Genomic DNA, 26,469 nt, shown 5'->3' with positions numbered 1-26,469 from the left:
GATTGAGGGCAAAGATAAGGAGGAAATTTAAGTTCAAATAAAACAGAACTAACTATTCTTTAGAGAACTGGTTATTTATCTTAGCCTCAATTGTAATACATAAATATCACAGATATTTATCAAAGGCTGGCAATACTCGTGAAAATAATAAGCAGGAATACCAGAAAAATAACATTTAACGCTCCAGAATGCTTTATAGAAAGTTTGAATGCAAATGAATAAAGACCTTAAAGATAAAGTTATTGTCATTACTGGCGGGAGCTCGGGCATTGGTGCGGCAGCAGCCAGGGTTCTTACAGGAATGGGGGCACAGCTGGTAATCAGCGGTCGCTCCGGGGAAACAAAAAGGCTCGCCGCTGAGCTAAACTGCGATTACTACCTGGTTGACTATACCAGTTTTACTGCTGTCAGGCAATTTGCACAATCCCTGCTCGATAAATACCCCCGCATAGATGTACTGGTTAACAATGTGGGCGGAATTATATCCAACAGGCGCATGACGGAAGACGGGCATGAGATGACCCTGCAGGTCAATCACCTCTCCGGCTTTCTGCTCACCCGGTTACTGCGGGAGCGGCTCGAAGCCTCGGAGGGAATCGTTATCAATACCTCAAGTGCTGCCAATACCATGGGGCAGCTCAATTTTGATGACCCGGAGAGCGAGCAGCGCTACAGTGCCATGCGGGCTTATGGAACAGCCAAATTAATGAACATTCTTCATGCCATGGAAATAAGCAGGCGGTTTAAGGGGGTGCGCGCAGCATCCTTTCATCCGGGGGTTGTAACAACTGGTTTTGCCCGCGAAGGAAGCAGCATTGTGAAGTGGTTCTATGAATCGCCCCTGAAAAACCTGTTTATGATCTCGCCTGAAAAAGGAGCAGATACCCTGGTCTGGCTCATTACTTCAGAGGCGGGAAAAGACTGGAAAGAGGGAGAGTATTACTACAAACGAAAGCCCGGCAAAAAAAATAAGCAGGTAAACACTGGCAATGCCCAAAAGCTGTGGGAGGCATCGGAGCAGCTGATCGAGCAGAGTAAGCGGAAAACCTGGTAATGCCAGGGTAGGGGTAGGCGCTGAAAAAGCTTATATTTTGGCTAAGGCCTTAATATCCGGTACTTCCAGGATTTGCTTTTCATAGCCTTTGGTAGCCGCATTGATCATTGCCCTGCCCAGCTCCCGCAGCGTGGAAATGTATTTTGGTGCAACTGCATTGATAAGTGGCGTTAACCAGCCAATGTATTTGTAATACTGTTTTACGTGCCTCATGCCTTTGGTAGGCTCCAGGAAGCCAGGGCGGAAATTGTAAACCGTTTTAAAAGGGAGCTCCATCAGGCTGTTCTCAGTTTTTCCTTTTACCCTTGCCCACATGATTTTTCCCTCTTCCGAGCTGTCTGTTCCGGCTCCGGATACATAGCAAAAAGTCATGTCTGGATTAAGCCTTGCAAGGGTTTGTGCCACATGCATAGTTAGCGCATAGGTAAGTTTGTAGTACTCTGCTTCCTTCATGCCCACAGAAGAGACACCTGCGCAAAAGAAACAGGCATCATAATGCCCAAGCCTATCTTCAATAGCCGACAGATCATAAAAATCGGTATGGATAACTTCTTTTAGCTTAGGGTGCGTAATGCCGCAGGGGCGCCTGCTGATAGCGAGCACCTCTGTAACTGCATTATCCTTAAGGCATTCTATCAGCACACCTTCTCCCACCATGCCTGTAGCACCCGTAATGATTGCCCTGGTACCTGGCAATGACTGCTTGTTCATATATTTTTATGTCTGAGTGCCTTTGTAAGTCTTTGCTATGTGCATTACTTATTTTGTATTATCCTGTTGTGCGGAGCCTTGGGGCGGATAGGGGATGGAGCCTTTCAACTCATTGATACGCGATGCATCAAAATTAGGGATTTGCATTTCACCCTCTTCCCGCCATTTCCTGACGGTTTCTTCTGCATGATTGGTTTTTTCTTTAGACAGGCCTTTGTCGCGTGCAAGGTAGAGCGTTTGCGAAGGAAAGGCAAAGCCTGTGCCGCTTGCCTCCACCACATCCATCATGCGCAGGAGCAAGTCTTCGCGTATCTCCATAAACTGGTTAAAGTCTTTGGCGTGGATGTAGGCAAAAACCTCTAAGTTCAGGGAGGCTGACCCTAACTCTATGAAGCGGATCCGTGCCGGATCCGGATCTACTTTTGGGTGCGCATAGAGGATAGCACGCATCTCAACCAACAGGTAGCGCATCTGGTCGGGAGTGGTTTCGTACCGCAGCCCGAAAACTGTAAAAAAGCGGAAGCGATCACGGTGGGCATAGTTCTCAATTTTTGTTGAAGATAGCTCTCCGTTCGGGATGGTTACAATGGTTCTGTCAAGGGTACGGATTCGGGTAGAGCGCATGCCAATCTGTTCTACTGTACCAACAGTATCGCCTATTTTGCAGAAGTCACCCACCCGAATTGGCTGATCGGCAATAAGGGTAACGCTGCCAACAAAGTTCTCTACTGTTTTCTGGGCACCCAGCGCAAGGGCAATACCGCCAATACCCAGGGCAGCCAGGCCAGCGGTAACATCTACACCAAAGGTGCCCAGTATGGCAATGATACCAAAAAAAACAATGGCTATTTTAGCAACACGGCGTAAGAACAGTACCGCAGAAACACCGGAGATATGGTTCCGAAGGGTCAGGCGTCTTTCGGTAAACCCGCTGATAAATTCTGTAAGGCGCCATAGCAGCAGTAAAAGCGCAAGCAGCCCAATGATGATGGTTATTTCACTGAAGCGCTGCCGTACTATGATGGAAATTCCCACCTCCTGGCTGGAAAATACAAACAGCCATACGGTTAAGTAAATCCGGATGGGAACTGCAAAGGCTTTGATGATCCCTGCAGTAGGCTCTGTAGCCGCCCTGCGCCACAATAAGCGTATAAGGTAGAGGAAGAGTGAAGTAATACCCCAGGCAAGCAGGTAGGCAGCTACTAAAAGAACCACCATTACCAGCCAGTGGCCAATGGGTACACCCCCCCACAGCCGTTCTTTTAAAAAGCTGGGTAAAAACCTGTCAACAAGTAAAAGATTGTCGGTTTCGGTAATAGCCGCAATCCTATCTACAGTTTCTGAGGCAAATAGCCAGATAGGACCACCATCAGGACCTCTTGTTTCTTCTACCAGTAAAGTTATGGTTTCCCCATCTACGGTAACTGTACCTACGCGGTCAATGCCAGGGGGCAGGTTGTCGTCTACCCGGCCGGTGGTGTCGTTGCTTATCCAGGCGTAAGGCATAATGTCTCCGCGCCTATCCAGCAGGCGTTGCAGCACCTGTGCCACCCGTGCCCCTTCCTGGCTATTCTGTAGTCCGGGGTCCAGGTGCAGGTAGCGGCTGGCCCTGCTGTAATTCCGTTTTGCAACTGCATTGATAAAACCATATACAGTACCCCGTGGGGTGCGTCTTCCCAGGGAGTCTTCCGGCCATTCCGGTGCAGGTTGCTCCTGGCTTTCTTCACTTGTGGCATTAGGCAGTAACTGGGCTTGTGCCTGTGTGGAGGGCATCAGTAGTAGCAAAAGGGCACAAGCTAAGAAATGGAGAAAAAAATGTTGGTGGATAAGCTTTTTTGAATGGTGCATGGATAATGAACATAGGCTGTATACAGCCTCAACTAATTTTTAAAGTTTTTGTATGTACTATTGATCAGCAGTTTTTGCAGGGCAAGAATGCTGAAGACATAGATCAGTTTCTTCTGATGATCAGATCAATTTTACAGAGGTTGCCGCATAAATGTTTGCCTTTTTCGCATGATTTTAATCTGTAACCTTTAGGCTACAGCTACTTCCACACTCCGGCTAAAGGGCTATAGCTCCTGTTCCTGCAATTGCTGGTTTTGTTTATTTAAAGCCTCTGTAAGCCTTTGTGCCTGGTTTTCCGGTGCAAAAGTATAGATGGTATGAAGGCCGGCCAGGTGTGGGTGCCCATCCGTGCTTATCCCTGCTGGGTACCACGGCCCTGCAGCTCGTTCAACCTGCAAATACCTCATATCTCCAGCTCATCAAAAAGCGCTCTATTTCTTCAGACAGGGCCTGATTAAAAAGATCATGATTTCTTTTTTGAATTGATGCTTAAGCGATAAATGCCAGAGGTTTATAGCGTAAGTGCTTCTGCTTTTCCGGGGCAGCAGGGCAGGCGCTACCAGTTATTTAACCTAATTTTTTAAAAGGTACTGCTGAATAAATTTAGGATTATACTTATTTGGTGAATCGTTCAGATAAACAGGGTTAACTTCCATACGAATAAAACTGCAGCATGCGTAGAGTACTTAGAACAGATTATGCGGCTACCACCATCCTGATCCGCCTGATGGTAGGGGCTGTTTTTCTTTCAGAGGGAATCCAGAAGTTTCTTTTTCCTGATACCAGGGGTGCAGGCCGTTTTGAGAAGATAGGCTTACCGGATCCACAGTTCCTGGGTTATTTTGTAGGCAGTTTCGAGCTGCTGTGCGGGTTGCTGATCCTGCTGGGGCTGTTCACAAGGCTGGCAGCCATTCCGCTCATCACTATCATGATAGTGGCCATTGCCACTACAAAAGCAGCGCTGTTTACCAGCGAAGGCTTCTGGTCTATGATGCATGGCAGCAGAACAGACTGGTCGATGCTGTTGGTTAGTATTTTTCTTCTGATCAGGGGCGGGGGCAGGTGGTCGGCAGATGCAGCCTTGCAAAAGGAGCAAAAGAGGTGAAGAAGGAAGAATCAATACCAGCCGGAGACTTAAAGCGGGACTTAGGTCTTTTAGATGCAGTAGGCGTAGGCCTGGGTGCCGTTATTGGTGCCGGCATCTTTGTGGTAACAGGTGTGGCTGCCGGGGTGGCAGGACCGGCATTCCTGATCGGGCTTTTTATTGCCGGTATTGCCGCTACCTGCAATGGATTAAGCTCGGCACAGCTGGCAGCCACTTACCCGCAATCGGGCGGTACCTACGAATATGGTTACCAGGTTTTAAATCCCTGGCTGGGCTTTAGTGCGGGCTGGATGTTTCTGGCCAGCAAGCTTTCTGCCGGTGGGGTGGTGGCCATTGGCTTTGGCACCTACCTGGCGGCACTTATTCCCGGAGTAAATCCCAAAATAGCAGCCATTTGTGCTGCAGTGTTTTTAATGCTGGCAAACTACTATGGCATTAAAAAAGCCGGGAAGCTCAACCTGCTGATTGTGGGTATTACGCTTTGCTCACTGCTGTATTTTATCATTGCGGGCCTGCCTGCCTTTGATTCAGCCAGACTGCAGCCATTTGCACCTGAAGGCTGGGGTGGAATTGCTCAGGCTTCGGCGCTGCTGTTCTTTGCCTTTACCGGATACGCCCGCATTGCCACACTGGGTGAAGAAGTGCGTAATCCTAAAAAAACAATTCCCCGGGCGATAATGATTACCCTGCTTTCATCTGTGCTGCTCTATGCAGCGGTTGCACTGGTAGCCGTGGGAGGTGTAGGAGCAGAAGTGTTGAGCAGCACCAGGTCTCCGCTTGGAGCGGCTGCCAGTACATTCAGGCTTCCGGGCATCCTGCTCATTATTGGGGTTGGCGCCACTACAGCCATGCTGGGGGTGCTGTTAAGCCAGCTGCTGGGCATAAGCCGCATGATGTTTGCCATGGCCCGAAGAAAAGACCTGCCGGCGGTGCTGGAAAGGGTGCATCCGGAGCATAAGGTGCCACACATGGGCATACTGCTTAGCGGCGCCATCATAATCCTGCTTAGCATTTTCGGTACGCTGGAATTTATTGTTTCAGCTGCCTCCTTCACCATTCTGCTCTATTACAGCATTGCCAACCTGGCGGCCATGCGCATGCGCAAAGAGGATAAGTTATACACCGATCTTATTCCTGTTACCGGCCTCATCACCTGCCTTGCTATGGCAGTATCCCTGGAACTTCGAACAATTCTCTCTGGTATTTCGCTGCTGGTCTTGGGGCTGCTGCTGCGTCTGCTGATGCAGCGGCTCTATAACAGCAAGACCAGGTGATCTGGAAAGCCGGAGTATGAATTTAGCCAGGCTGTGTCTGATGAATATTTTTGGATCTGACATGATGAATGTTGCCCAGGGGTAAAATTCGTTTTTTTAGCCCGAAGGGTATTCGTGAGACTCAGCCTAAACTTCTATATTTGAATAAGACAAGTAAATAGCTTGCCTGTGCAATATGCATTGATATGCCGCAGCTATCCGAATTTTTGAAATTTGACCTTTTTGCCGCCCTGATGCTTACCGGTATCGTGCAGGGCATCTTCCTGTTTTTTCTGCTGCTGCCAAAGAAACACAGGCAGCCCTATCATTACCTGCTGCTGGCCCTGCTGGTGCTTAGTTTCTCCTTACTTGTACTGGAAATATTCATGGGCTATACCGGCCTTATAACACAGGCGCTGGCCTTGGTCGACTTCTCGGAGCCACTGGTTTTTGCCATAGGACCGCTTACTTATCTGCTGATCAGGAGCATGAGCGGGCGCCTCTTCAGCCGTACTGATCTGCTCCATTTTTTACCATTCCTGTTCTATACCGCCTATCATCTTTTATTTCTGCTGGAGGGTGGTGCTGTAAAATACAATGCCTTTCTGGATGCCTGGCATCCGGATGTAGCACCTGTAGCAACAGCTACAAAATTTCAGCAGGACCCGCTCTACATACGCCGCAACCTGGAGTATTTTATTTTGCTGCACATCAGCCTCTACATGGCAGTCTCGCTCCGGTGGGTAAACAGGCAGCGGAACAGCAGTAGTGGAAATCCTTATTTCCTGTCGTGGGTAAAAGTTCTTATTGGTTTCTTTGGTCTGTCTGTGCTGCTGTACCTGGTGGTGCGGCTCAGCTTTCAAAGCGACCTGGGAGACCACCTGATGGGCGTTTTACTAACGCTCCAGCTTTTTTTTATCAGCTATAAAATGCTCACCAACTCTGCCTTTTTTCAGCCGGTGGTGCAGCAGAAGTATGAAAAATCTACCCTCTCTGATGAGAACCGCCAGCAGGTTCTGGAACGCCTGCAGATAGCAGAACAGACTAAGTTTTACCTGCAGCCTTCTGCAAGTCTGGCAGGCCTGGCCAGTCAGCTTTCTACTACCCCCCCATTATCTGTCGCAGGTGCTCAACGAAAGCCTGGGCAAGAGCTTTTTTGAATATGTAGGGCAGCTGCGCATTGCAGAAGCCAGGCATATGCTCCAGGATCCGCGAAACAGTCATCTTAAAATTGAAGAGATTGCTGAAATGAGCGGTTATCTGTCGAAATCGGCTTTTAATGCTGCCTTCAAGAAATACACCGGCAACACCCCCGGGGAATTCAGAAAAACTACTGTTTTATGAGTGCTATTTTATAAGGTAGCACACCTGGCCGGCCGGTAAAGTTTACATCAGCCCCTTTGGGTGCCTTCTTTTGTAAGAAAAAAAGCAGATGGCACCACTACAAAAAATCAGGCGTTACGAGTTTGACTGGCTAAGGGTACTGGCCTTTTCACTCCTTATTTTTTACCACACCGGCATGTTCTTCGTCAGCTGGAACTGGCATATCAAAAACAATGTGCTTAGCGAGACCCTGGAATGGCCCATGCTGTTTTTAAGCCAGTGGCGTATGTCACTTATATTCCTCATTTCGGGAGTGGGCGTTTACCTGGCCATGGGTTTTCGCGATTCCCTCACCTTTGCCAAAGATCGCTTTAAACGCATTTTGCTGCCGCTTCTGGCGGGAATGCTGCTGGTGGTTCCGCCACAGGTATATGTAGAAAGGCTGGCGCAGGGGCAAAGCTTTGGGTATGGAGCATTTTATCTAAGCATTTTCAGCTTTCAGCCCTACCCGGAAGGGAACTTTAGCTGGCACCATCTGTGGTACCTGGCTTACATATTTACCTATAGCCTGCTCCTGCTGCCGCTGCTTGGCTATCTGTGCCGCCACCCGCTGCGGCTGGAGGGGGTAAAAAGCTGGATGTTAGTTCTGCTGCCCTCGCTGTGGCTGGGCTTGGGAGAGATGCTGCTGCGCCCCCACTTTCCTGCTACCAATGCCCTGATTGATGACTGGGCCAACCACTTTTTGTACGTGAGCATCTTTCTGGCTGGTTTTATTCTTATTTCTTCCAGCCTGCTGCAGGAGAAGATCAGGGACATCCGGCTATACAGCCTTTCACTGGCTTTAGGACTAACAGCGGTACTTTACATAAATTACTGGCTGCCCGATGCAGATCCGGCAGGATATGAGCTGCAGGTCTACTACCTGATAAAATCTGCAAACCGCTGGTTGTGGCTTTTAAGCATTTTGGGCTTTGCCATCCGCTATCTTGCTGTTGCGTCGCCCCATCTTAAAATGGCAAACGAAATGGTGTATCCTTTTTACATCCTGCACCAGACGGTAATAGTAGTTTTGGGATACTTCATAAAAGACCTGCCCTGGCCTGTATTTATAAAATTCAGCCTGTTGGTAGTGCTAACCTTTTTGGTATGTTACCTGCTGATACGCTGTGTGATCATGAAAATAAACATACTGCGGGTGCCGTTTGGTATGAAAGCGGTTACCCCAATGCAGGCAAAACCAGTTGCAGCAAAAGAAAGAAGCCTGGCAGCTTAATATAATATTAGTCTGGGGTACACCCCAGACGAATATCTAAAAACGAGGGGTTGATCCCAACAGCTGGCTGTATCTGTTGCTTAGGCACTGTGTGCCAATACGCCTTTGTTTACTGCCTTGTCTTTTGTAAGAGGCACTCTGTTTCGGTCAATCCAGTATGCCCATAAAACAAACAGCCACTGTAAATGCCCGGCCCAGGCAATACCTGCTACATCAGGTGGAGGCGGACCAAAGAGGTTCCCAAACTGAATAACCACCAGGAAAGCGGCCAGAGACCACAGCCCAAAAATGCCTTTTTTGTTTTTAGCACGCGTGGCTCTGATATATAGGGCCAGGCCAACAGCAAAGCATAAGCCCTCTACCAGGATGGTGCCCCAGAGAGAGTTCCAGAGGCCAAGGCCGAGCATGGGTGCGTCGCCTGGATATAGCGGCAGATCGGGGCGGTGCATAATTACATCCAGCAGCCAGTGGCTAAGCACGCACAGGCCCAGAATAACTGCACCAATCCTGTTCTTTTTCAGCAGCCAATAGCCAAGCCCAAACAGCATACTCCATACCATTACCATCAGCAAGCTGTGAGAAATGGGGTAGTGGGTGAAATCAAGCGGGTTCACTACCGTAATGCCCGGACTGATCGTTACCTGTTCTACACCCAGTAACAGCAGGGTAGGCCAAAGCAGGTCAAGCCACTGTGCTGCCAGAAAGAGTGTGCCCAAAGATATTGTTGGCTGTGCCTGTTTGGCGCCAAAGCCAACAGCAAAATGACCAATAAACATAACTATTGTTGTTAAGGGTGAAAGAGTGCGCCTCCTTTACATGGTCTTAAGGAGGTAATCAGGGCTCTGCTTGTTATCCTGAAGCCAGGCAAAATTTTTGTAATATCCTCAAGGTGTAACAAAACATCTATTCTGCCAGCGGAGTAGGTGTACCGGCGATGTGGTAGAGAATGTAACCCATAAGAAAGATAGAAAAAAAGGTTCATTTGTGCAGCTTCTACTCCCTGTTTGGATCAGCTATTTTTTTGTGCAGAAATCACGGTTATTGCTTTACAAATTTTATTGTGCTGTTGTCGATAAGTGGTAGTTGAAAATGTAGATAGCAGGCAGCGGAGCAAAATTGTGCTAAGCTAAACCCTGCTTTCTTACTTCCTTATCTTCAGATCAGAAGAGTAGCATGGAAACAGGCTTGTGTTTACAAAAGGCCTGGTATGCTCAAGTACAATAATAAGGAGCTTATTCCACCTCTTCTTTTGAGAGAATCTTAACCAGGGTGTATTTCACGTTTGGAGCATCCATTGGCGGATTTTTAACCTTTCGCTTATTTACCAGCAATTCGTAAATAAAGCCTGTTTCATAGTTAAAACCTTCTATCTGTTCGTAGAAGTAATTCCATTCGTCGGTTCCAATCAGGCTTCCTTCCTGAACAAGGTAACAGTCCGTCTGACCTTCATAGCCGGAACAATTTACTTTGTTGTCCTTCACTCTAAGAACAAGTCTATGATCTGGATCTGCTTTTTCGCATGAAAAGCAGAACAAAAGAAGGAAAAACAGGTAATAGACCTTTTTCATTTATGTTTTTAGCTTTAAGGGTAAGACCATTGGTACAGCTCTATGGTTGGTTCTGTTGCTTAACTTTTTCTGTTAATTTGGTGTAGCAGCAGAAAGAAAGTGCAACTGTGTGTTTTTATTCAAAGAGCCCTTCAGTTACTGATATGGATATAAAGCTACCGCATATAACAGACCCTCAGCTGCTGGATGCTATACAGCAGCATGCAAAGATCATGGAGTTCGGAGCCGGAGAGGTGATCATAGCCCCCGGGCAGTATATTAAGATGGTGCCGGTGGTGCTGGAAGGGAGTATTAAGGTGCTCCGGACAGATGAAGAGGGCCATGAACTGTTTCTTTACTACATACAAAGCGGCGAGACTTGTGCGGTTTCTTTAAGCTGTTGTAGTGTTATGAACCCCAGTGAGGTGAAGGCAGTGGCAGAAGAAAACACCAGCATTCTGGCTGTGCCTGCCAGAAAGCATGAGGAATGGACGGACGAGTTCAGGCAATGGAAGGATTTTGTGGCGCTCACCTATCAGAAAAGATTTCAGGCCATGTTTAGGGCCATAGACGATATTGCCTTCAGGAAAATGGATGAACGATTGCTCAGATACCTGTCTGTAAAAACCAGGCAGTCAAAATCAAATGAGCTTTCCATGACCCACCAGGAAATTGCAAGCGAGCTGGGCACCTCCCGTGAGGTTATATCAAGGCTATTAAAGCAGCTCGAGAACAGAAAGCTGGTGGAACTGGGCAGAAATGTTGTATATGTACGGGATGGGCTGGAGGAGTTTCTCACCTAAGCCAGCTGTTATCTACTGCTTTTCAATAGCTGCTGGTTTTAGTAATAGTATCACGCTTCAGAACATGTTATGCGGAGTTGCTTCCTGTAAGAACTCTTTCTGGCATTAGATATTTTTTTTATGCTGGAGCCACAGCAGGTAATGAATGGCCATTGCTGGTATAGGTTACTACCTATGCCATCTTTTTATGTTGTTTGATAAGCGGCTGATATTAAATGAGTTGCAGGTGTGGTCGGGGTTGTTCACCTTCATGGCTGATACGTAATTAATTGGTATTTTTAGCTGAAATAGTATCCTGTATCGGTAATATATTTATAGCTGAATTTAAGCAGCCTCATCTCTTAACCAACCCAGGCTGCAAACCATCAGGAAAATAAATCATCAGCTTATGAAATTGTGGGAATCACCAATTATCAGGATCGATTTCGATGAAAATTCACGGGTGCTTACCCAGGTTTGGAAAGGATTTGGTAGCTCCGAGCTATTCAGGGAAGCAATTGATAAAACCGTCTATTATTTCATACAAAAGAAGGCTGCATATATTCTGGCAGATTCTTCTACCGGGGCAATCGTGAAGAAAGAAGACACTGACTATGCAGCCCAAAAAGCGGTGCAACTGGTGAAAAATGGCATCAAGGCCCAGGCTTTTGTTTTGCCCGCCAATGTTTTTGTAAAAGCCTCGGCACAGAATTTTGCAAATGGTGCAAGCGCGTACCAGATTCAGTACTTCGATGATAAAGATAAAGCCATGGAATGGCTGATTGCCCAGGCATAAGGAGCATAAGGAGTTTTTCAGGCCTTACAATAAAGGGGTCCGGGAAATTTTTCCCGGACCCCTTTATTGTAATTAATTCTGCATTGAAATGATAATTATTTTCCCTTCTTTGGTTAATTGGCAAGGTCTTCCAGAAAGTCACGCACCTCTTTTGTATCGTACTCGGCCATGCCCTCCTGCCGGGCTACAATTTTACCCTCGGGCGAAATAATAAATGTAGTGGGTATGGCCTGTGTGTAAAACTCTTCCGGTAATTGACTGGCCGGCATATAAACAGGGAAAGTAAAGCCTTTCCGGTCAACAAACTTCTTTACTTTTTTCATGCTGCCCTGGTCTACGGAGAGCATTACAAATGCAATCTTGTCTGAACCTACTTTATCGTACAGACTCTGAATGTTTGGCATTTCTGCAACACAGGGCGGGCACCAGGTAGCCCAGATGTTCATGAAAATAACTTTGCCCTTCAGGCTCTCGAATGCAAGGGTTTTACCTTCCATGTCCACCATCTTAAAACCCGCGCCAACAATATCATTTGTTTCGGATGCTGCAGCCTGGCTGGTTACGGATTCTGCACTGGGCACTTCGGCTTTTCTGATACCCGTTGCCAACAACAGGCGCTGCACCTGGCCAATGGCCTCGGTATGTAGGCCGGTTGCATACAGCAACCCAAAGATGATCAGCATTACTGCCCAGCCGGGTATAGTTTTGAAAGATAATTTTACTTTGCTCATGTTGTTTGCTTCTGTTGTAATTAGTGCCTTACTGCAGCGGAGTGTTTTTTTTGATCTCTATAATACAACGCTTAGGTGATATATGTCTGTGCCTGTTGATAAAATATTAACCATTGGCCAGACGGAATTAGGTTTGTAGCTTTCTGTTGGCTTGGTTGTATGTTGATTTTCAGGTATTTGTGTAGTCGTTAATGTTTTGGCTTTGTTAGTGCCATCCACAGTGCTCCCTGTAATCACATTCTTTTTTCTGCTCTACATGCTGCAATAGTTTAATTAAAGAACTAATTATGCCGCTCAACTGGCACAGGTGATTGGCTGCTTATGGGTCTTGTGTTTTGGGTATATCAAAACTGCCAGAGAAAAAAGGGAGCTGCTATGACAAAAGTCACACAAGCTGCACTGTCTGGCAGGGCTTAGTAGGGTGGTTCAAGCAGCGCTTGTGTGACAAAAAGCACTGAACAGGGCTTAGGCCTGCGGTACTTTTGTACCGTAATTTGATCCAAACATGGAAGTACTAACAATTTTTGGATGGCTGTCTGCCGTGGTCATAGGCATTAGCCTAGGACTGATCGGGGGTGGGGGGTCTATCCTGACAGTACCGGCGCTGGTTTATTTGTTAAACGTGAGCCCGGTACTGGCTACAGCATATTCTCTTTTTGTAGTAGGAGCAACCTCACTGGCTGGTTCCTTCTCTTTTATGAAAAAAGGATTGGTAAATTATACAACAGCAGCTGTTTTTGCCACACCCTCTTTTATTGCTGTTTACCTGACACGAAAATTTCTGGTGCCTGCCATGCCGGAAAAGCTGTTCATGGCAGGAGATTTTACACTCACCAGAAACACCGGGATCATGGTTTTCTTTGCCCTGATCATGCTTGCGGCAGCTTTTTCGATGATACGAAACAATGGCAGAGCAGTGGAAAAAGAGGGGAAAGTAAAGTACAATTATCCGCTGATTGCGTTGGAGGGCGCCATTGTAGGTGCATTAACGGGTATTGTAGGAGCAGGAGGTGGCTTTTTGATCATCCCGGCACTGGTGCTGCTTTCTAAACTCCCCATGAAGATGGCCGTGGGCACATCGCTCCTCATCATTGCCGTGAAATCGCTCATCGGCTTTCTTGGCGATATTGGTAATCAGCCCATAGACTGGCCTTTCATGCTCCTTTTTACAACGCTTTCTTTGGGGGGTATTTTTATTGGTAGCTGGCTTTCCACAAAAATAGATGGCAGCCACCTTAAAAAAGGCTTTGGCTGGTTTGTGCTCTTTATGGCGCTTTACATTCTTTCAAAGGAGCTGTTTCTCTAGCAGGGGTAAGGAGCGCTGCCGTGTGACATCTGTCACTGACTGCGCTACTTTTAACTACTAAATTAGGCTGTACTTAAACTAAATTAGGCTGTACTTAAAAGGAACTACAATAAGATCATGAAAATAAAGCAATTTGAAGACAAAGGGCTGGCCCATTTCAGCTATGCTATCTTAAGCGAAGCTAAAAAAGAGATCGTGCTGATAGACCCTGCGCGCAATCCGCAGCCTTATTACCAGTATGCGCAAGCCGAGGGCGCAAAGATTGTAGGCGTTATCGAAACGCACCCGCATGCCGATTTTGTAAGTGCTCACCTGGAGATTCACCAAAGTACAGCGGCAACCATTTATGTCAGCAGCCTGGTGGCAGCCGATTACCCGCACAAGGCTTACGATGAAGGCGATATTATTGAGCTTGGGGAGCTAAAGTTAAAGGCCCTGCATACGCCCGGACACTCGCCCGACAGCATCAGCATTGTGGCAGAGGTAGAGGGTAAAGACATAGCCGTATTTACGGGTGATACCCTGTTCATTGGCGATGTGGGTCGTCCGGACCTAAGGGAAAAGGCCGGAAACCTAACAGCAAAGCGTGAAGAGCTGGCCCGCCAGATGTACCACAGCACCCGGGATAAGCTGATGAAGCTGGCCGACGAGGTGCTGGTATACCCGGCTCACGGCTCAGGCTCACTTTGCGGCAAGACACTTAGCGATGCGCAGAGCAGCACCATAGGGGCAGAGAAAACGGGAAATTATGCCCTGCAGCCCCAATCAGAAGAGGCATTTGTAAAGGTGCTGCTGGAGGATCAGCCCTTTATTCCAAAATACTTTGGTTATAGTGTAGCCCTTAACAAACATGGAGCGCCTGCTTTTCAGCCTTCCTTGGCGGAAGTGAAAAAGCTGGAGAGAAACCATGAACCAGCAGCCGGTAGCCTGGTGATTGATGCACGCCCGCAGGAGCAGTTTAAGAAAGGGCATATCAGGGGCTCCATCAACATTCAGAACGGCGGTAAGTTTGAAACCTGGCTGGGCAGTATTGTTTCTCCTGAAGAAAAGTACTACCTGGTAGCGGGCTCTGAAGCTGTACTGGAGGAGCTTATTCAGAAAGCAGCGAAAATAGGCTATGAGCAGCTGATTGAAGGTGCTTTTGTCTACGACAGGCAGGGAGGTAGTACAAGCAGTACCTTTAACAAGGAAGCCTTCCAGGCAAACCAGGAGGGGTACACCATTGTGGATATCCGCAATGCAGGCGAAACCAGAGGAGGAAATTTTTTTGATAGTGCGATCACAATTCCTTTGCCTGAACTACGTGAAAGAGCAGCAGAAATTCCTGCAGATAAGCCGGTAGTGGTGCATTGTGCAGGCGGCTACCGTTCTGCAGCAGGCAGCAGCATCCTGGAGAGTCTGCTCCCGGTAGAGGTGCTGGATATGGGTGAAGCAGTGACTGAACTTAAACACCAGTATGCATAAAGCTCAAGAAGGCAGCTTTTGCAGGGGTGCCTTCTTATTTGTCTGCTGTTAAATAATCAAAGGTGTAGTCCATCAGGCAGTGCCTGGGTTATTTAGCTGTGTACCCTGTAAAAATTTGTGGTACAGATACCCCTGCAGTTTGAATGGTTTTAGAGCGCCGCTCCTTTGCCTTGTACCAGGTGTAAAAGAATGCTACTGCTAAAAGCAGCTCTGCAAGATCTCCGCCATAGTACATCAGCTTGGCTGCTGCCTGTATCTCCTCCAGGCTGTGGTGGGTGTTTCGGGGAAACTCATAGGCATACATAGCCTTGCTAAGGTAAGCATGAGCACCAGCGCTAATGAACAGCACAATGGAGCGCAGCTGCAGGCCCGGGCGGCGCGGAGCAGGATCTGGGCCTGCTATTGCCCACACAAACAGGTAACCGGCAAGTAAAAAGTGCAGGTGCAGTACCCAGTGCAGGTAAGGGTGGTGCTGTATGGCTCCATACAAAGGGGTAAGGTAAAGGAGGTACATGCCGCCAATGTTCAGCAACAGCGCTGTTAGCGGGTGGCTTACATAATGAAAGGGCCTGCTGCCTAAAACCGCCGTGAGCCTGCGCCCGGTAGGAGGGTTAAGTGTTCGCAGTACCAGGGTAAGAGGAGCAGCCAGCACAAGGCCAAGCGGTGCCAGCATGCCTATAAGCAGGTGCTGTATCATGTGCCCCTCCAGGTTCTGATGCCCGTAGTGCATCAGGGGAGGCCACAGGGCTAAGATCAACAGGGCAATGCCACTGCAAAAGCCTGCAGTACGCCAGCCACTCCAGCTTTTTCCCTGCTGGTACTGCCGCACAACAGCCATCAGGTAGAGCAGCAACACCAAAAGCAGGATTGCATTGGGAATCCAGAAAGAGGGGCTGTTATAGGCTGAATAGTGTTCCTGCATCTGGTTTGAGATTTGTAAATATTACAACAGGGAGGCTTAAGTATTTGCCTGCTGTGGAGCAGTTGCAGATCTGGCTTTAACCAGCAGCCATACCCCAATCAGGAGCAGGATAAGCCCCCCAAGATTCCACAGCAGATCGTAAATGAAAAGGTTGTCAACACCATAGCGTACCTGGTGTACCCGCAGCAGCTTATGATCAACAATGCCATCAAAAATCTGGAAGCCGCCCATGCCCATGAAGAAGCCCGCCCAGGCCCGTCGAGGGGCCAGGCTGTGGCTGCGGCGCAAATCAGCATACATAAAGAAGCCTGCAACCAGGCCTATGAGCTCTGCCGCGTGCAGCAGCCCGTCGCTCAAAAGACCAATAGCAGGCGTAGACTGGTCGTAAAAATGATGCCATGCCAACAGCTGGTGAAAGACAATTTCATCGATGCCTGCCATCAGGCAGGCCCCGATCAGCAGGGCTACCCACAGCGAGCGGGAGTGGTTAGGAGAAGGCTTGTTTTCTAATAGCACGGTACCGCAGCCAAAGTCTTTTGCATAAGCAAACCTTCTTTTCCGCCAATTGTTCTGCCTGCAGTTCTGCATTGCTATGCACCCGGCAGTGTGATAAAAATCACTGAAGAAGTGGGGGGAGGAGGGTACCTTTGCAAAAGAATTGAAGCATGTAAGCCATCTGCTATTACATTTACATCTGTATCAACAGCAACAAGTCCCTTTATTATGATAGAATTCATCAGTCAACCCTGGCCCTGGTATGTAGCGGGGCCACTGATTGCCTTAACCATGTTTTTACTGCTCTTCTTTGGTAAGAACTTTGGAGTATCCTCTACGCTTCGCACCGCCTGTGCCATAGGCGGAGCCGGCAAGCTGAGCGATTTCTTCGATTATGACTGGAAGAGCCAGGTCTGGAACCTTGTTTTTGTGGGCGGAATGGTGATTGGGGGCTTTATTGCCTCCACCTGGCTGCAGCAGCCCGATCCTATTCCTCTGGCGCAGGGCACAGTAGAGAAATTGCAGGAGCTGGGCATCAGCAATCCCGGCGAGCAATATTTACCGGCAGAGATCTTTAGCTGGGAAAGCCTCTTTACCCTGCGTGGCTTTATACTCCTGGTTGTGGGAGGCTTTTTTATAGGCTTTGGCACCCGTTGGGCCGGGGGCTGTACTTCTGGCCATGCAATTAGTGGCTTAAGCAACCTGCAGTTGCCTTCTCTCATTGCAGTAGTAGGCTTCTTTATCGGTGGCCTGCTGATGACCCACCTGCTCTTACCCCTCATTCTGCAACTTTAAACCTATCTTAAAGTGCGATATATACGTTTTCTGCTAATTGGTGTATTCTTTGGCATTATCATGACCAAAGCCCAGGTAATTTCCTGGTTCAGGATTTATGAGATGTTCCGTTTTGATGCCTTCCACATGTACGGCATTATAGGCTCAGCTGTGTTGCTGGGGGTGATCGGTGTTGCTCTCATCCAGCGGTTTGGAATAAAATCTACTGAGGGTATGCCCATTGCCTTTTCACCCAAAAGCATGAGCATAGCCCGCTACCTGTTTGGTGGCACCATTTTTGGCTTAGGCTGGGCCATGACGGGCGCCTGCCCGGGGCCTATGTACACACTCATTGGTGGTGGCTTTAGCGTAGTACTGGTAGTACTGGCCAGTGCCTTGCTGGGTACCTTTACCTATGGATTGATAAGAAAAAAGCTTCCGCATTAGAGCAAACACTCATTTTCGATATTCAGCAGCAGGTACAGGGCTCTTTTGAGCCCTGTTTTTTTTGCCCAAAGGCTGTGGTAGAAGAGAAGCAAAAAGCTTTTTCTGAAAATTAACAAACCTTCAGCAGGTATTCAGGTTCAAACTTTTAATCCAGATGAATTAATCGTGTTCATCCGTGGGATCATTCTTTTATAACTGCCATGATACCAGGCCTGTTTTCTGGTTCCCGGACCACCTTTTCAGTTGTTCATCTGCTATCTAATTTCATAAGTTCCTATGGAAAAAAATACAACAGCTTCTGTTTCTAAAGAAAAGATCAGCCTTACGATCAATGGAACGGAACAGCAACTGGAGGTAGAGGTTTGGACCACCCTGCTGGACCTGCTGCGGGAGCACCTGCAATTAACCGGAACCAAAAAAGGTTGTGATCAGGGCCAGTGCGGTGCCTGCACTATTCTGCTCGATGGCAATCGCATTAACTCCTGCCTGTCGCTGGCAGTGATGCACGATGGTTCCGAAATTACCACCATAGAAGGGCTGGCACAGGGAGATGAACTGCACCCGGTGCAGCAGGCTTTTATCGATCATGATGCTTTCCAGTGCGGGTATTGCACACCCGGCCAAATCTGTTCCACCATAGGCCTGATCAAAGAGGGGAAAGCCAAAACTGTGGATGATATACGTGACCTGATGAGTGGTAACATCTGCCGCTGCGGTGCCTACAGCAATATTGTAAAAGTGGTGCAGGAAGCACTGGAAAGGAGTCAGCAGGCGTGAGACCATTTACCTACACCCGGGCAAAAGATGTAGCTGCCGCTGTAACTGATATAAGGGCAAACAGCGAAGCCAGGTTTATAGCAGGGGGCACCAACCTGCTGGACCTTATGAAAATTGATGTGATGAAGCCCCGGCACCTGGTGGATATTACCCGCCTGGCCCTGGATACCATTGAAGAGACAGACGAAGGCGGCCTCCGGTTAGGAGCCTTGGTAACCAATGCCGATACAGCTTACCATGAGCAGGTGGAAAAACGATACCCGCTGCTATCGCATGCCATACTGGCGGGCGCAACAGCACAGCTTAGGAACAAGGCTACCGATGCCGGCAACCTGCTGCAGCGCACCCGCTGCTACTATTTTTACGATACCGATACCGCCTGCAACAAGCGCGAACCCGGTACGGGCTGCTCTGCCATTTCCGGCTACAACCGCAACCACGCCATTTTGGGCCATAGCGAACACTGTATTGCCACGCATCCATCAGATATGGCAGTTGGTCTTGCAGCCCTTGATGCCAGGATTCTGGTAACAGGTCCGCAGGGAGAGCGCATGTTACCCATTTCAGATTTACACCGGCTGCCGGGCAACACACCGGAGAAAGATACCAACCTGGGCGAAAACGAAATTATTACCGCCATTGAACTGCCACCACAGGGTTTTGCCCAACACTTTACCTACCTGAAAAACCGCGACCGTGCCTCCTATGCCTTTGCGCTGGTTTCCGTTGCTGCCGGACTTGAGATAGAAGGTGGTGTTATCAGGGAAGCACGCATTGCCCTGGGTGGTGTGGCACATAAGCCCTGGCGCAGGCCCGAAGCAGAAGCCATGCTCCGGGGAAAGAAAGCGAGCAGGGAGAACTTTCAGCCTGTAGCCGATGCCTATGTGCAGGGCGCTAAGGGCTTTGAACACAACACATTTAAAATTGAACTGGCCCGGCGCTCTATTGTGCGTGCGCTTATGACGGCCGCTAAAATAGAGGAGTAAGATGGCATCAGAGGTAATCGGAAAACCAAAGAACCGCGTCGATGGACGCAAGAAGGTAACAGGCCAGGCCAGGTATGCGGCAGAATTCAGTGTGCCCGACCTTACTTATGGTGTGGTAGTTAACAGCGCCATTGCCAGGGGAACCATTAAATCCATAGATGCCAGTGAGGCACTTAAGCTGGAGGGTGTGCTGCAGGTCTTTACACATGAGAACAGAACAAAGCTTGCATATTACGATAAGAGTTACCAGGATATGGATGCGCCTCCGGGTTCTCCTTTCCGGCCGCTCTACAACAACCAGGTGCAGTTTAACATGCAGCCCATTGCCCTGGTAGTTGCTGAAACCTATGAGCTTGCCCTGTATGCAGCAGCCCTGGTAAAAGTGGAGTATGAGCAGGCGCCACATGAAACAAAATTTGCAGCGCAACGCCCGTATGCCTACGAGCCGGAAGAGTATAAGTCTACTCCGCCACCAGAGCCCTGGGGCTCGCCGGAAGAAGCCCTGAAAAACGCAGCACATACAATAACAGAAGAATACGCGCACCCCAGCCAGCACCATAATCCAATTGAAATGCATGCCTCTACGGTGCATTGGGAAGGAGATGGGCGGATAACCGTTTATGATAAAATTCAGGGAGCACTTAACAGCCAGAAGTATGTGATGGGCATATTCGGGCTCAAGGAAGAAGAGGTACGGGTGCTCTCTCCTTTTGTGGGAGGCGCATTTGGCTCGGGCCTGCGCCCGCAGTACCAGCTGTTTATGGCCGTAATGGCTGCACTGGAGCTAAAACGTTCGGTGCGGGTAGTACTTACGCGTCCGCAGATGTTCTCCTTTGGGCACCGCCCAAAAACGGTGCAGCGGTTGTCTCTTGGCGCCTCTGCCGATGGTAAACTGCAGGCAGTCATACACGAAGCTTATGCTGAAACCTCCCGCTTTGAAGATTATTCCGAAGATGTAATTATATGGCCTGGCGTGCTCTACAACTGCGACAACGTAAAGCTAAGCCACAAACTGGTAGGGCTGGATGTGTATACCCCGCTCGATATGCGTGCCCCCGGCGGTACCACCGGTATTTTTGCGCTGGAGTGCGCCATCGATGAGCTCTCTTACAAAGTAGGCATGGACCCCATGGAATTCCGGCTGAAGAACTACGCTGAAAAGGATCAGATTGAAGATAAGCCATTTTCCAGCAAAGAGCTGCGGGAGTGTTACCGGCAGGGGGCTGAAAAGTTTGGCTGGAAAAACCGAAAGCAGGCACCGCGCTCCATGCGGGAGGGCCATCAGCTTATTGGCTGGGGCGTAGCCAATGGTGCCTGGGAGGCAACCCAAAAACCTGCTAGTGCCAAAGCAGTGCTGGCCCTTAACGGGCAGCTAACCGTAAGCAGCGCCACCGGTGATATAGGCACCGGCACCTATACCATCATGAGCCAGATTGCGGCAGAGAGCCTGGGCTTAGCGCTGGATAAAGTTGAGTTTAAGCTTGGAGACTCATCACTTCCCAAAGCGCCACTGGAAGGGGGCTCCTGGACGGCCTCGTCGGTTGGTTCGGCCGTTAAAAAGGTATGCAACAAGCTTGGAGAAAAGTTGCTGGAGCTGGCACAGGAAATAGAAGGTTCTCCCTTCAAAAATGTAAAAATAGAGGAGGTAGTGTTTGAAGGCGGGCGGATGCACCTGAAAAACAACTCATCCACAGCAATTGCCCTTACTGAAATTCTCAGCCGAAATAAAACTGAAAGTCTGCAGGCAGAGGCTGATTCAGAACCATCGGATGAGCAGGAAAATTACTCCCGCTACTCCCATTCGGCTGTTTTTGTAGAGGTAAAGGTAGACGAAGACCTGGGTACGGTAAAAGTGACCCGGGTGGTAAGTGCTATTGCCGGTGGGCGCATCCTGAATCCTAAAACTGCCCGTAGCCAGATCCTGGGCGGAATTGTATGGGGCATAGGCATGGCCATGGAAGAATACTCGGTTATGGACAACCAGTACGGCCGCTTTATGAATCACGACCTGGCCGAATACCATGTGCCGGTTAATGCCGATGTACATGATGTGGAGGTGATCTTTGTAGAGGAAAAGGACGAGATTGTAAATCCCATAGGTGCCAAAGGACTGGGGGAAATTGGCATTGTAAGTGTAGCACCGGCCATTGCCAATGCTATTTACCATGCTACAGGAAAAAGGGTAAGGGATTTGCCCATAACCCTGGATAAGCTGGTGTAAAAATTCTTCAAGGCAATGATTTTGCCGGGGTGCTGCTTTTTATCTGGGCAGTACCCCTTCTTTTTTCAGGTTTAGTTCGAAATCTTTGTTATGCTGCCGGAAGCGCAGCTGTACCTCATGCTTTTCGGCAGCCCTGCCTGTAGGCAGCCAGCCTCTGCCACTTTTAGTCAGTAAAAAGAGACCTTCATCGTCGCCCATGGGCATAAAGTCAGCTAACTTGGGACCTTTTGAAAAGTAGGGTAGCTGATATTGACTGCTGAAGCTTTCAGCCTCAGCTGCTACATCGTCTACTACCAGCCCAATTTCACTAATGTTCAGGAAAGAGTTTTGATCAAAGCCAGTAGCTGCGGCCTTTCCTGGTAAATCAAAGCGGGCAATGCATTCTGCAATGTTGCCCTCATGGTCGTGAAAATAGAAGGCCTTGGCACGCCAGCCAGTAAAATCTCCCAGCCTACTGTTTTCAGAAAAAGACAGGATTGTGGTTCTGGCTTCTACCCACTCCAGGGCTTCGGTTAAGAGATTGCAGGGAATGTTAAATGCAAAATGGTAAAAGGGCTTCTCATCCGTTCTGGTAAAGCTTAGGATTGAAGCGCCAATGGCAAAAGAAACTTTATCTACTGATTGATCGATAAGCGGTAGCTGCAGACAGCTGCCATAGAAGTGCATAGTAGCCTTTATATTGCTGGTATTGAGGGTAAGTTCCTTAATTATCATTGCTTACAGTTCTAAGGCTGGCTAATTGTACTCTTGCCTTTTTATCCAGGAGTACTACCGTTTTGGCGTTTTCATTACCGTTATGCCTGTCTGCACTGTTCCTGCTACAGTGTTTACTGGCAAGCGCCAGGGCAGACAATGCATAAACCATTTGTCTTGAAAAGTCAGCGTTATTCATATTACTGCTGGTTCAGGTATACGCGATATGGTTGTAGAAAATGATACTTCAACCTTTGGGTATGGAAAATGATTTTAAGGGCTTCAGGCTTGGCAGGAGGCAGGGTTACCATTCTTAACCCAGCTATACAGCTGTTATTACAGTTTGGTGCTACAGCAGATGCCTGGTTGTCTGATAGAGCTTCCGAACATGCTCCCTGCTGGTGTATGTTTGTCCGGGAGGAGGATTTCTGCTTGATGGAAAATTTTCAACATACACCTCCTCTGTACGGAAGCTTCCGTCACCATCCATCACCTTAATAAACAAGCCCATCTTTTGCTCTGAGAAAACGTCCAGACAAGCATCTTCAACTACATAAAATCCATGTTCCACACCTGCGGGAATAAACACTACATAGCCCGGCCCACATTCCTTCTGCTCACCGGCAGCCGTAAACCTGATTTTCCCTTCAAGTACCTCAAAAGATTCATCTCCCTGGTGGGAGTGCAGACCTACAAAAAATCCTGATTTATGTCTTTCGCGCTCCCGGAATATTTTACTGGCACCATGTTCCGGGCCAATGATGCTTCCTTTCTCAAGCATGCGGGACTGAACTGCATACAGCATGATCGTAAAAGTTTATAGTTCATTATATTTTTCTGTAAGCCACTTTTCTGCCTGTGAGAGAGTTTCGCACAAAACAGTGGGCACTTTTACATTATGCTTTTTAGAAAGTGCCAGCGACGACAACTTTGAGAAAAGATCAGGTGACAGCAAGCTGATGTTATACCTCAGGCCATACTGATGGTTCAGGGGAAAGAAGTCGTTATTGATCCAATCCACAAGGCCGGCCCAGGCACTTTCCAGCTCCTTGGTGTCATGCACATGAAACTTACAACCCAGCCTGATGCCATTTTGCCGCTGCCAGTCGAGCATCCGCAGCGAAGCAATTTTAACCTGTTCTTCAGTTGCATAGCCAATCCACTTCATGAGCAGGTAATTTCTGTTCGGCTCGTAGCTGATCACCGCATAAACTTGGTTGTCGGCATTTTTTATTTTATCAATAACAATCACAGGTTTTGTGGATTTAGCGGCTGTTACAGCTGAAAAAGCAGGATAAAAATAAGAATTATTTGTTTTGTTTGTTGAGCGCATGATGAAAAAAAGAATTTGTTATCCCGTGATAAGCAAGGCATGCTGGGCAGGCTGCCTCTAAAAGGCAAGTTTAGCTTTTGATAAATGCTGGCAGGTAAAAATGCACCTGGTGATCAGCTGCGATAGCAAAAGCCTTTGCCAGGTCCAGCTTAGCAAGATCTGGCGGCAGGTTTAAATCAGGCATTTCTTCTTTGCTCTTTACTTCAGTGCCAATAGCCCTGAAATATTGCTCCAGGTTTCCGGGAGAGATAATGGTTAGGAGTTTCCCCACAGATTGCCCAACATTTTTGTACGTGTGCAGTGCATTAGAGGGGATCTGTACTACCTCACCCCGCGCTACTTTAAAAGGCTTGGTTAGATCGTGTAACACAAATTCAAAGTCGCCGCTTAAAACATAAAAAACTTCCTCATCGGGATGGGTGTGTGGGGGAGGCCCTCCCAATGGCGGCACGCCCTCCTCAAAAACAGCGTAGGTTCCGTTTGTACTGGCCTGAGTAGCATGAAAAGTAAAGAGGTTTGTAAAAACGAGCAGCTGATCGGTAGGATGCAACTGCCCGGCAGGGGTATGTGCTTGCATGTTGTGCCTTTAGTTAATTCTTAAGCAAAGCAACTACATGCAGCGCTAAACCTACTTGATCAAAATCAAGAAGCAGCCTAATGTTTAAATTTTTGCCGGTACCGGCTTAAGGTTTCCGGGGTAATGCCTAAGTAACTGGCGATATAGTGTAGGGGAACACGTTTGAATACTTTGGGGTGCTCTTCGATCAGGCTTAGGTAGCGTAGCTCCGGTGAATCTTTAAGGAGGGATGCCTCCCTTCTTTCTGATCTTATAAACTGATCCTGGGCAATAATTCTTCCCAGTTTCTGCCAGGCGGGATAATGGTCATAGAGGTACATTACCTGCCGATAGTCCATTTCCAGGATATGGGTCTCTTCAAGGGCTGCTACATTCAGGGAAGAAGGTAGCTGCGAGAAAAAGCTGGCAAATGACCCGATAATTGCATTTTCAAACAGGAAATCTTTAGAAATCTCCCGCTCATCTACTATGTAAAAAAGTCTTGCGCTTCCCTGTTCAATAAAACCAATAGTAGTGCAGACTTCTCCCTCTTTCAGAAATAGTTCATTTTTCGCCAGCAGCCTTGGGCGAAGCATTTTCTCGAGCGCAGCTTTTTCTTCAGACGTAGGCTGAATGACTATTTCTATGTTATCGATGACCCTCATCAGATTCTGGAGATGTGCTGCTGCGAAGCAGCGGGACTGGAGGCCTGTTCTGGAATCAAATTAATAAAAGCAGGGCTCGGGTGCAACAAATTACTTTGTCTCCGCTCCTTTGCCAGAAGTATATTTTTTTACCTCCGGCGCTACCTTTGTTCCCAGCAGTTCAATGGTCCGCATGGCCTGTTTGTGTGGCAGTGCACCAATGCTCATTTGCGCCAGAAAGCGTGTATGCTTAAATAATTCATATTCGTAGAGAATCTTATCGATTACCTGCTGAGGGCTACCCACCAGCAGAGCGCCCTGCTTGGTGGTGGAGGCATCGAATTGTTGCCGGTTCATGCCCGACCAGCCTCTTTCCCTGCCTATCCGTCCCATTACTTCTGCATAAGGCGGGTAAAACTCATCGTGGGCCTGCTGGGAGGTGTCTGCAATATATGTGTGTGAGTTTACACAAAACTGAAGCTTGCTACCATCGTGCCCGGCTTTCTCGTATACCTCCCGGTATAACTGCGCAAAGGGTGCAAAACGTGCAGGCATGCCGCCAATAATGGCAAGGGTCATGGGCAGGCCATATTCAGCTGCCCTTACCACCGATTCTGGTGTGCCGCCTACTGCTACCCAGATGGGTAGTTTTTCCTGGTGGGGGCGCGGGTACACTCCCCTGTTGTTGATAGACTGAGTATGCTCTCCCTGCCAGCTTATCTTTTCCCCTTTGTTAAGCTCTACCAGCATTCTGAGCTTTTCGGAAAAGAGCGTATCGTAATCTTTCAGGTCCTGGCCAAAGAGTGGAAAAGATTCTATGAACGAACCACGTCCGGCCATAATTTCAGCCCTGCCACCAGAGAGCAGATCTACCGTAGCAAACTGCTGAAATACCCGTACCGGATCATCGGAGCTTAAAACTGTTACCCCACTCGATAGCCTGATGTTTTTCGTACGCACAGCTGCTGCAGCCAGAATAGTTGCGGGTGTGGAGACGGCGTAATCCGGACGATGGTGTTCGCCTACGGCAAATACATCCAGCCCCAGCTGATCGGCCAGCTCAATTTCTTCCATCAGGTTACGCAGGCGCTGATAGGGAGCAATGGTTTCTTTCGTTAGCGGATGTGTGCCAACATCGGCGAAAGTGCAAATGCCTATTTCCATACTGAAGCTGAATTTTCCTTGTTAAGATCTGAAATCTCTTTTTAGTGCGCAATTTTTGCTAAGGCTTATAAGCGTAAAAACTGAACAGCCACCACATAAAGATGTTTAAGCTGCTTTTTTTTCTCCTGCTCAGTTGTATGATGTCAGTAAAAGGATAACAGCCATTTTGCATCCTGCTGCGATCTGGCTTTAATAAGCTGGTAACCGGCCTGCTGATTCTGTTGCTCCTTACGGATCTTTTTTTTAGTAATCCTTTCGGGTAGA

Annotated in this window: 29 protein-coding genes; 15 read left to right on the top strand and 14 right to left on the bottom strand. The window is 48.2% G+C overall.

Annotated features, from left to right (window positions below):
• The first annotated feature begins 214 nt into the window (after positions 1–214).
• On the top strand, positions 215–1,054 hold the full coding sequence (locus KWJ01_RS09525) for an SDR family NAD(P)-dependent oxidoreductase (RefSeq protein WP_224996202.1): 840 nt from the start codon (positions 215–217) through the stop codon (positions 1,052–1,054).
• A gap of 30 nt (positions 1,055–1,084) precedes the next feature.
• On the opposite strand, the gene KWJ01_RS09520 is transcribed toward KWJ01_RS09525, so the two are convergent.
• Positions 1,085–1,765, bottom strand: a complete 681-nt coding sequence (locus KWJ01_RS09520) for an NAD-dependent epimerase/dehydratase family protein (RefSeq protein ID WP_224996201.1) — start codon at positions 1,763–1,765, stop codon at positions 1,085–1,087.
• 48 nt (positions 1,766–1,813) lie between these two features.
• Positions 1,814–3,550: a mechanosensitive ion channel family protein gene (locus tag KWJ01_RS09515; protein WP_224996200.1), complete on the bottom strand. Its 1,737-nt coding sequence runs from the start codon at positions 3,548–3,550 to the stop codon at positions 1,814–1,816.
• 736 nt (positions 3,551–4,286) lie between these two features.
• On the opposite strand from KWJ01_RS09515, the gene KWJ01_RS09510 reads away from it, so the two are divergent.
• The 5 genes from KWJ01_RS09510 (at position 4,287) to KWJ01_RS09490 (ending at position 8,567) form a co-directional block, all read left to right on the top strand.
• Positions 4,287–4,718, top strand: coding sequence for a DoxX family protein (locus KWJ01_RS09510; protein WP_224996199.1), 432 nt, complete (start codon positions 4,287–4,289; stop codon positions 4,716–4,718).
• Complete coding sequence (locus KWJ01_RS09505; protein ID WP_224996198.1) at positions 4,715–5,992, top strand: amino acid permease; 1,278 nt, start codon at positions 4,715–4,717, stop codon at positions 5,990–5,992. The genes KWJ01_RS09510 and KWJ01_RS09505 overlap by 4 nt, the downstream gene beginning before the upstream one ends.
• Positions 5,993–6,177: 185 nt before the next feature.
• Positions 6,178–7,131 (top strand): AraC family transcriptional regulator, encoded by a 954-nt coding sequence (locus KWJ01_RS09500; RefSeq protein ID WP_224996197.1) that lies wholly within the window; start codon positions 6,178–6,180, stop codon positions 7,129–7,131.
• The gene (locus KWJ01_RS09495) at positions 7,097–7,315 is read left to right on the top strand and encodes a helix-turn-helix domain-containing protein (RefSeq protein ID WP_370634698.1); all 219 of its coding nucleotides are present in this window, start codon (positions 7,097–7,099) and stop codon (positions 7,313–7,315) included. Before KWJ01_RS09500 ends, KWJ01_RS09495 begins: the two co-directional genes overlap by 35 nt.
• Before the next feature lie 88 nt (positions 7,316–7,403).
• Positions 7,404–8,567: an acyltransferase gene (locus KWJ01_RS09490; protein ID WP_224996196.1), complete on the top strand. Its 1,164-nt coding sequence runs from the start codon at positions 7,404–7,406 to the stop codon at positions 8,565–8,567.
• Between the two features lie 80 nt (positions 8,568–8,647).
• On the opposite strand, the gene KWJ01_RS09485 is transcribed toward KWJ01_RS09490, so the two are convergent.
• Both KWJ01_RS09485 and KWJ01_RS09480 read right to left on the bottom strand, forming a co-directional pair.
• A complete protein-coding gene (locus KWJ01_RS09485) occupies positions 8,648–9,343 on the bottom strand; it encodes a hypothetical protein (protein WP_224996195.1) in 696 nt (231 codons plus the stop codon).
• Positions 9,344–9,799: 456 nt separating this feature from the next.
• On the bottom strand, positions 9,800–10,048 hold the full coding sequence (locus KWJ01_RS09480; RefSeq protein WP_224996194.1) for a DUF4377 domain-containing protein: 249 nt from the start codon (positions 10,046–10,048) through the stop codon (positions 9,800–9,802).
• 230 nt (positions 10,049–10,278) lie between these two features.
• Between KWJ01_RS09480 and KWJ01_RS09475 the strand changes: the two genes are divergently transcribed.
• Together KWJ01_RS09475 and KWJ01_RS09470 are read left to right on the top strand one after the other, a co-directional pair.
• Positions 10,279–10,917, top strand: coding sequence for a Crp/Fnr family transcriptional regulator (locus tag KWJ01_RS09475; RefSeq protein WP_224996193.1), 639 nt, complete (start codon positions 10,279–10,281; stop codon positions 10,915–10,917).
• A gap of 388 nt (positions 10,918–11,305) precedes the next feature.
• Positions 11,306–11,692: an STAS/SEC14 domain-containing protein gene (locus KWJ01_RS09470; protein WP_224996192.1), complete on the top strand. Its 387-nt coding sequence runs from the start codon at positions 11,306–11,308 to the stop codon at positions 11,690–11,692.
• A 113-nt stretch (positions 11,693–11,805) separates the two neighbouring features.
• Here KWJ01_RS09470 and KWJ01_RS09465 read toward each other — a convergent pair whose 3' ends face one another.
• Positions 11,806–12,423, bottom strand: coding sequence for a TlpA disulfide reductase family protein (locus KWJ01_RS09465; RefSeq protein ID WP_224996191.1), 618 nt, complete (start codon positions 12,421–12,423; stop codon positions 11,806–11,808).
• 505 nt (positions 12,424–12,928) lie between these two features.
• Here KWJ01_RS09465 and KWJ01_RS09460 point away from each other — a divergent pair.
• On the top strand, positions 12,929–13,729 hold the full coding sequence (locus tag KWJ01_RS09460; RefSeq protein ID WP_224996190.1) for a sulfite exporter TauE/SafE family protein: 801 nt from the start codon (positions 12,929–12,931) through the stop codon (positions 13,727–13,729).
• A 117-nt stretch (positions 13,730–13,846) separates the two neighbouring features.
• Positions 13,847–15,193, top strand: coding sequence for a rhodanese-like domain-containing protein (locus KWJ01_RS09455; RefSeq protein ID WP_224996189.1), 1,347 nt, complete (start codon positions 13,847–13,849; stop codon positions 15,191–15,193).
• 88 nt (positions 15,194–15,281) lie between these two features.
• On the opposite strand, the gene KWJ01_RS09450 is transcribed toward KWJ01_RS09455, so the two are convergent.
• Positions 15,282–16,115 (bottom strand): cytochrome c oxidase assembly protein, encoded by an 834-nt coding sequence (locus KWJ01_RS09450; RefSeq protein WP_224996188.1) that lies wholly within the window; start codon positions 16,113–16,115, stop codon positions 15,282–15,284.
• Positions 16,116–16,151: 36 nt separating this feature from the next.
• Complete coding sequence (locus tag KWJ01_RS09445; protein WP_224996187.1) at positions 16,152–16,703, bottom strand: DUF2243 domain-containing protein; 552 nt, start codon at positions 16,701–16,703, stop codon at positions 16,152–16,154.
• A gap of 135 nt (positions 16,704–16,838) precedes the next feature.
• Here KWJ01_RS09445 and KWJ01_RS09440 point away from each other — a divergent pair, with 135 nt between their 5' ends.
• The 5 genes from KWJ01_RS09440 to KWJ01_RS09420 all read left to right on the top strand — a co-directional run bounded on the left by KWJ01_RS09440 (position 16,839) and on the right by KWJ01_RS09420 (position 21,815).
• Positions 16,839–17,405, top strand: coding sequence for a YeeE/YedE family protein (locus KWJ01_RS09440; RefSeq protein WP_224996186.1), 567 nt, complete (start codon positions 16,839–16,841; stop codon positions 17,403–17,405).
• A gap of 12 nt (positions 17,406–17,417) precedes the next feature.
• Entirely contained in the window at positions 17,418–17,831 is a 414-nt protein-coding gene (locus KWJ01_RS09435) for a DUF6691 family protein (RefSeq protein WP_224996185.1), read from the top strand.
• 276 nt (positions 17,832–18,107) lie between these two features.
• The gene (locus KWJ01_RS09430) at positions 18,108–18,608 is read left to right on the top strand and encodes a (2Fe-2S)-binding protein (protein WP_224996184.1); all 501 of its coding nucleotides are present in this window, start codon (positions 18,108–18,110) and stop codon (positions 18,606–18,608) included.
• Entirely contained in the window at positions 18,605–19,594 is a 990-nt protein-coding gene (locus KWJ01_RS09425; RefSeq protein ID WP_224996183.1) for a xanthine dehydrogenase family protein subunit M, read from the top strand. The genes KWJ01_RS09430 and KWJ01_RS09425 overlap by 4 nt, the downstream gene beginning before the upstream one ends.
• A gap of 1 nt (position 19,595) precedes the next feature.
• Positions 19,596–21,815 (top strand): xanthine dehydrogenase family protein molybdopterin-binding subunit, encoded by a 2,220-nt coding sequence (locus KWJ01_RS09420; RefSeq protein ID WP_224996182.1) that lies wholly within the window; start codon positions 19,596–19,598, stop codon positions 21,813–21,815.
• A gap of 39 nt (positions 21,816–21,854) precedes the next feature.
• On the opposite strand, the gene KWJ01_RS09415 is transcribed toward KWJ01_RS09420, so the two are convergent.
• The 7 genes from KWJ01_RS09415 to KWJ01_RS09385 all read right to left on the bottom strand — a co-directional run bounded on the left by KWJ01_RS09415 (position 21,855) and on the right by KWJ01_RS09385 (position 26,205).
• Complete coding sequence (locus KWJ01_RS09415; RefSeq protein WP_224996181.1) at positions 21,855–22,529, bottom strand: VOC family protein; 675 nt, start codon at positions 22,527–22,529, stop codon at positions 21,855–21,857.
• Entirely contained in the window at positions 22,519–22,707 is a 189-nt protein-coding gene (locus tag KWJ01_RS09410; protein WP_224996180.1) for a hypothetical protein, read from the bottom strand. Before KWJ01_RS09410 ends, KWJ01_RS09415 begins: the two co-directional genes overlap by 11 nt.
• Positions 22,708–22,857: 150 nt before the next feature.
• A complete protein-coding gene (locus KWJ01_RS09405; RefSeq protein ID WP_224996179.1) occupies positions 22,858–23,313 on the bottom strand; it encodes a cupin domain-containing protein in 456 nt (151 codons plus the stop codon).
• Positions 23,314–23,325: 12 nt separating this feature from the next.
• The gene (locus tag KWJ01_RS09400) at positions 23,326–23,841 is read right to left on the bottom strand and encodes a hypothetical protein (RefSeq protein ID WP_224996178.1); all 516 of its coding nucleotides are present in this window, start codon (positions 23,839–23,841) and stop codon (positions 23,326–23,328) included.
• A gap of 70 nt (positions 23,842–23,911) precedes the next feature.
• Positions 23,912–24,418 carry a cupin domain-containing protein gene (locus KWJ01_RS09395; protein ID WP_224996177.1) on the bottom strand — a complete coding sequence of 169 codons (507 nt, stop codon included), beginning with the start codon at positions 24,416–24,418 and terminating at the stop codon, positions 23,912–23,914.
• A gap of 77 nt (positions 24,419–24,495) precedes the next feature.
• The gene (locus KWJ01_RS09390) at positions 24,496–25,062 is read right to left on the bottom strand and encodes a Crp/Fnr family transcriptional regulator (RefSeq protein ID WP_224996176.1); all 567 of its coding nucleotides are present in this window, start codon (positions 25,060–25,062) and stop codon (positions 24,496–24,498) included.
• A 90-nt stretch (positions 25,063–25,152) separates the two neighbouring features.
• Complete coding sequence (locus tag KWJ01_RS09385; RefSeq protein WP_224996175.1) at positions 25,153–26,205, bottom strand: LLM class flavin-dependent oxidoreductase; 1,053 nt, start codon at positions 26,203–26,205, stop codon at positions 25,153–25,155.
• Between the last annotated feature and the right edge of the window lie 264 nt (positions 26,206–26,469).

Origin of the sequence: Cesiribacter sp. SM1 (genome assembly GCF_020178975.1) — a bacterium.
In the GTDB taxonomy this organism is placed as follows: domain Bacteria; phylum Bacteroidota; class Bacteroidia; order Cytophagales; family Cyclobacteriaceae; genus Cesiribacter.
The sequence above is the reverse complement of the archived record's forward strand: the minus strand, read 5'-3'. Positions and strand labels throughout refer to the sequence as shown.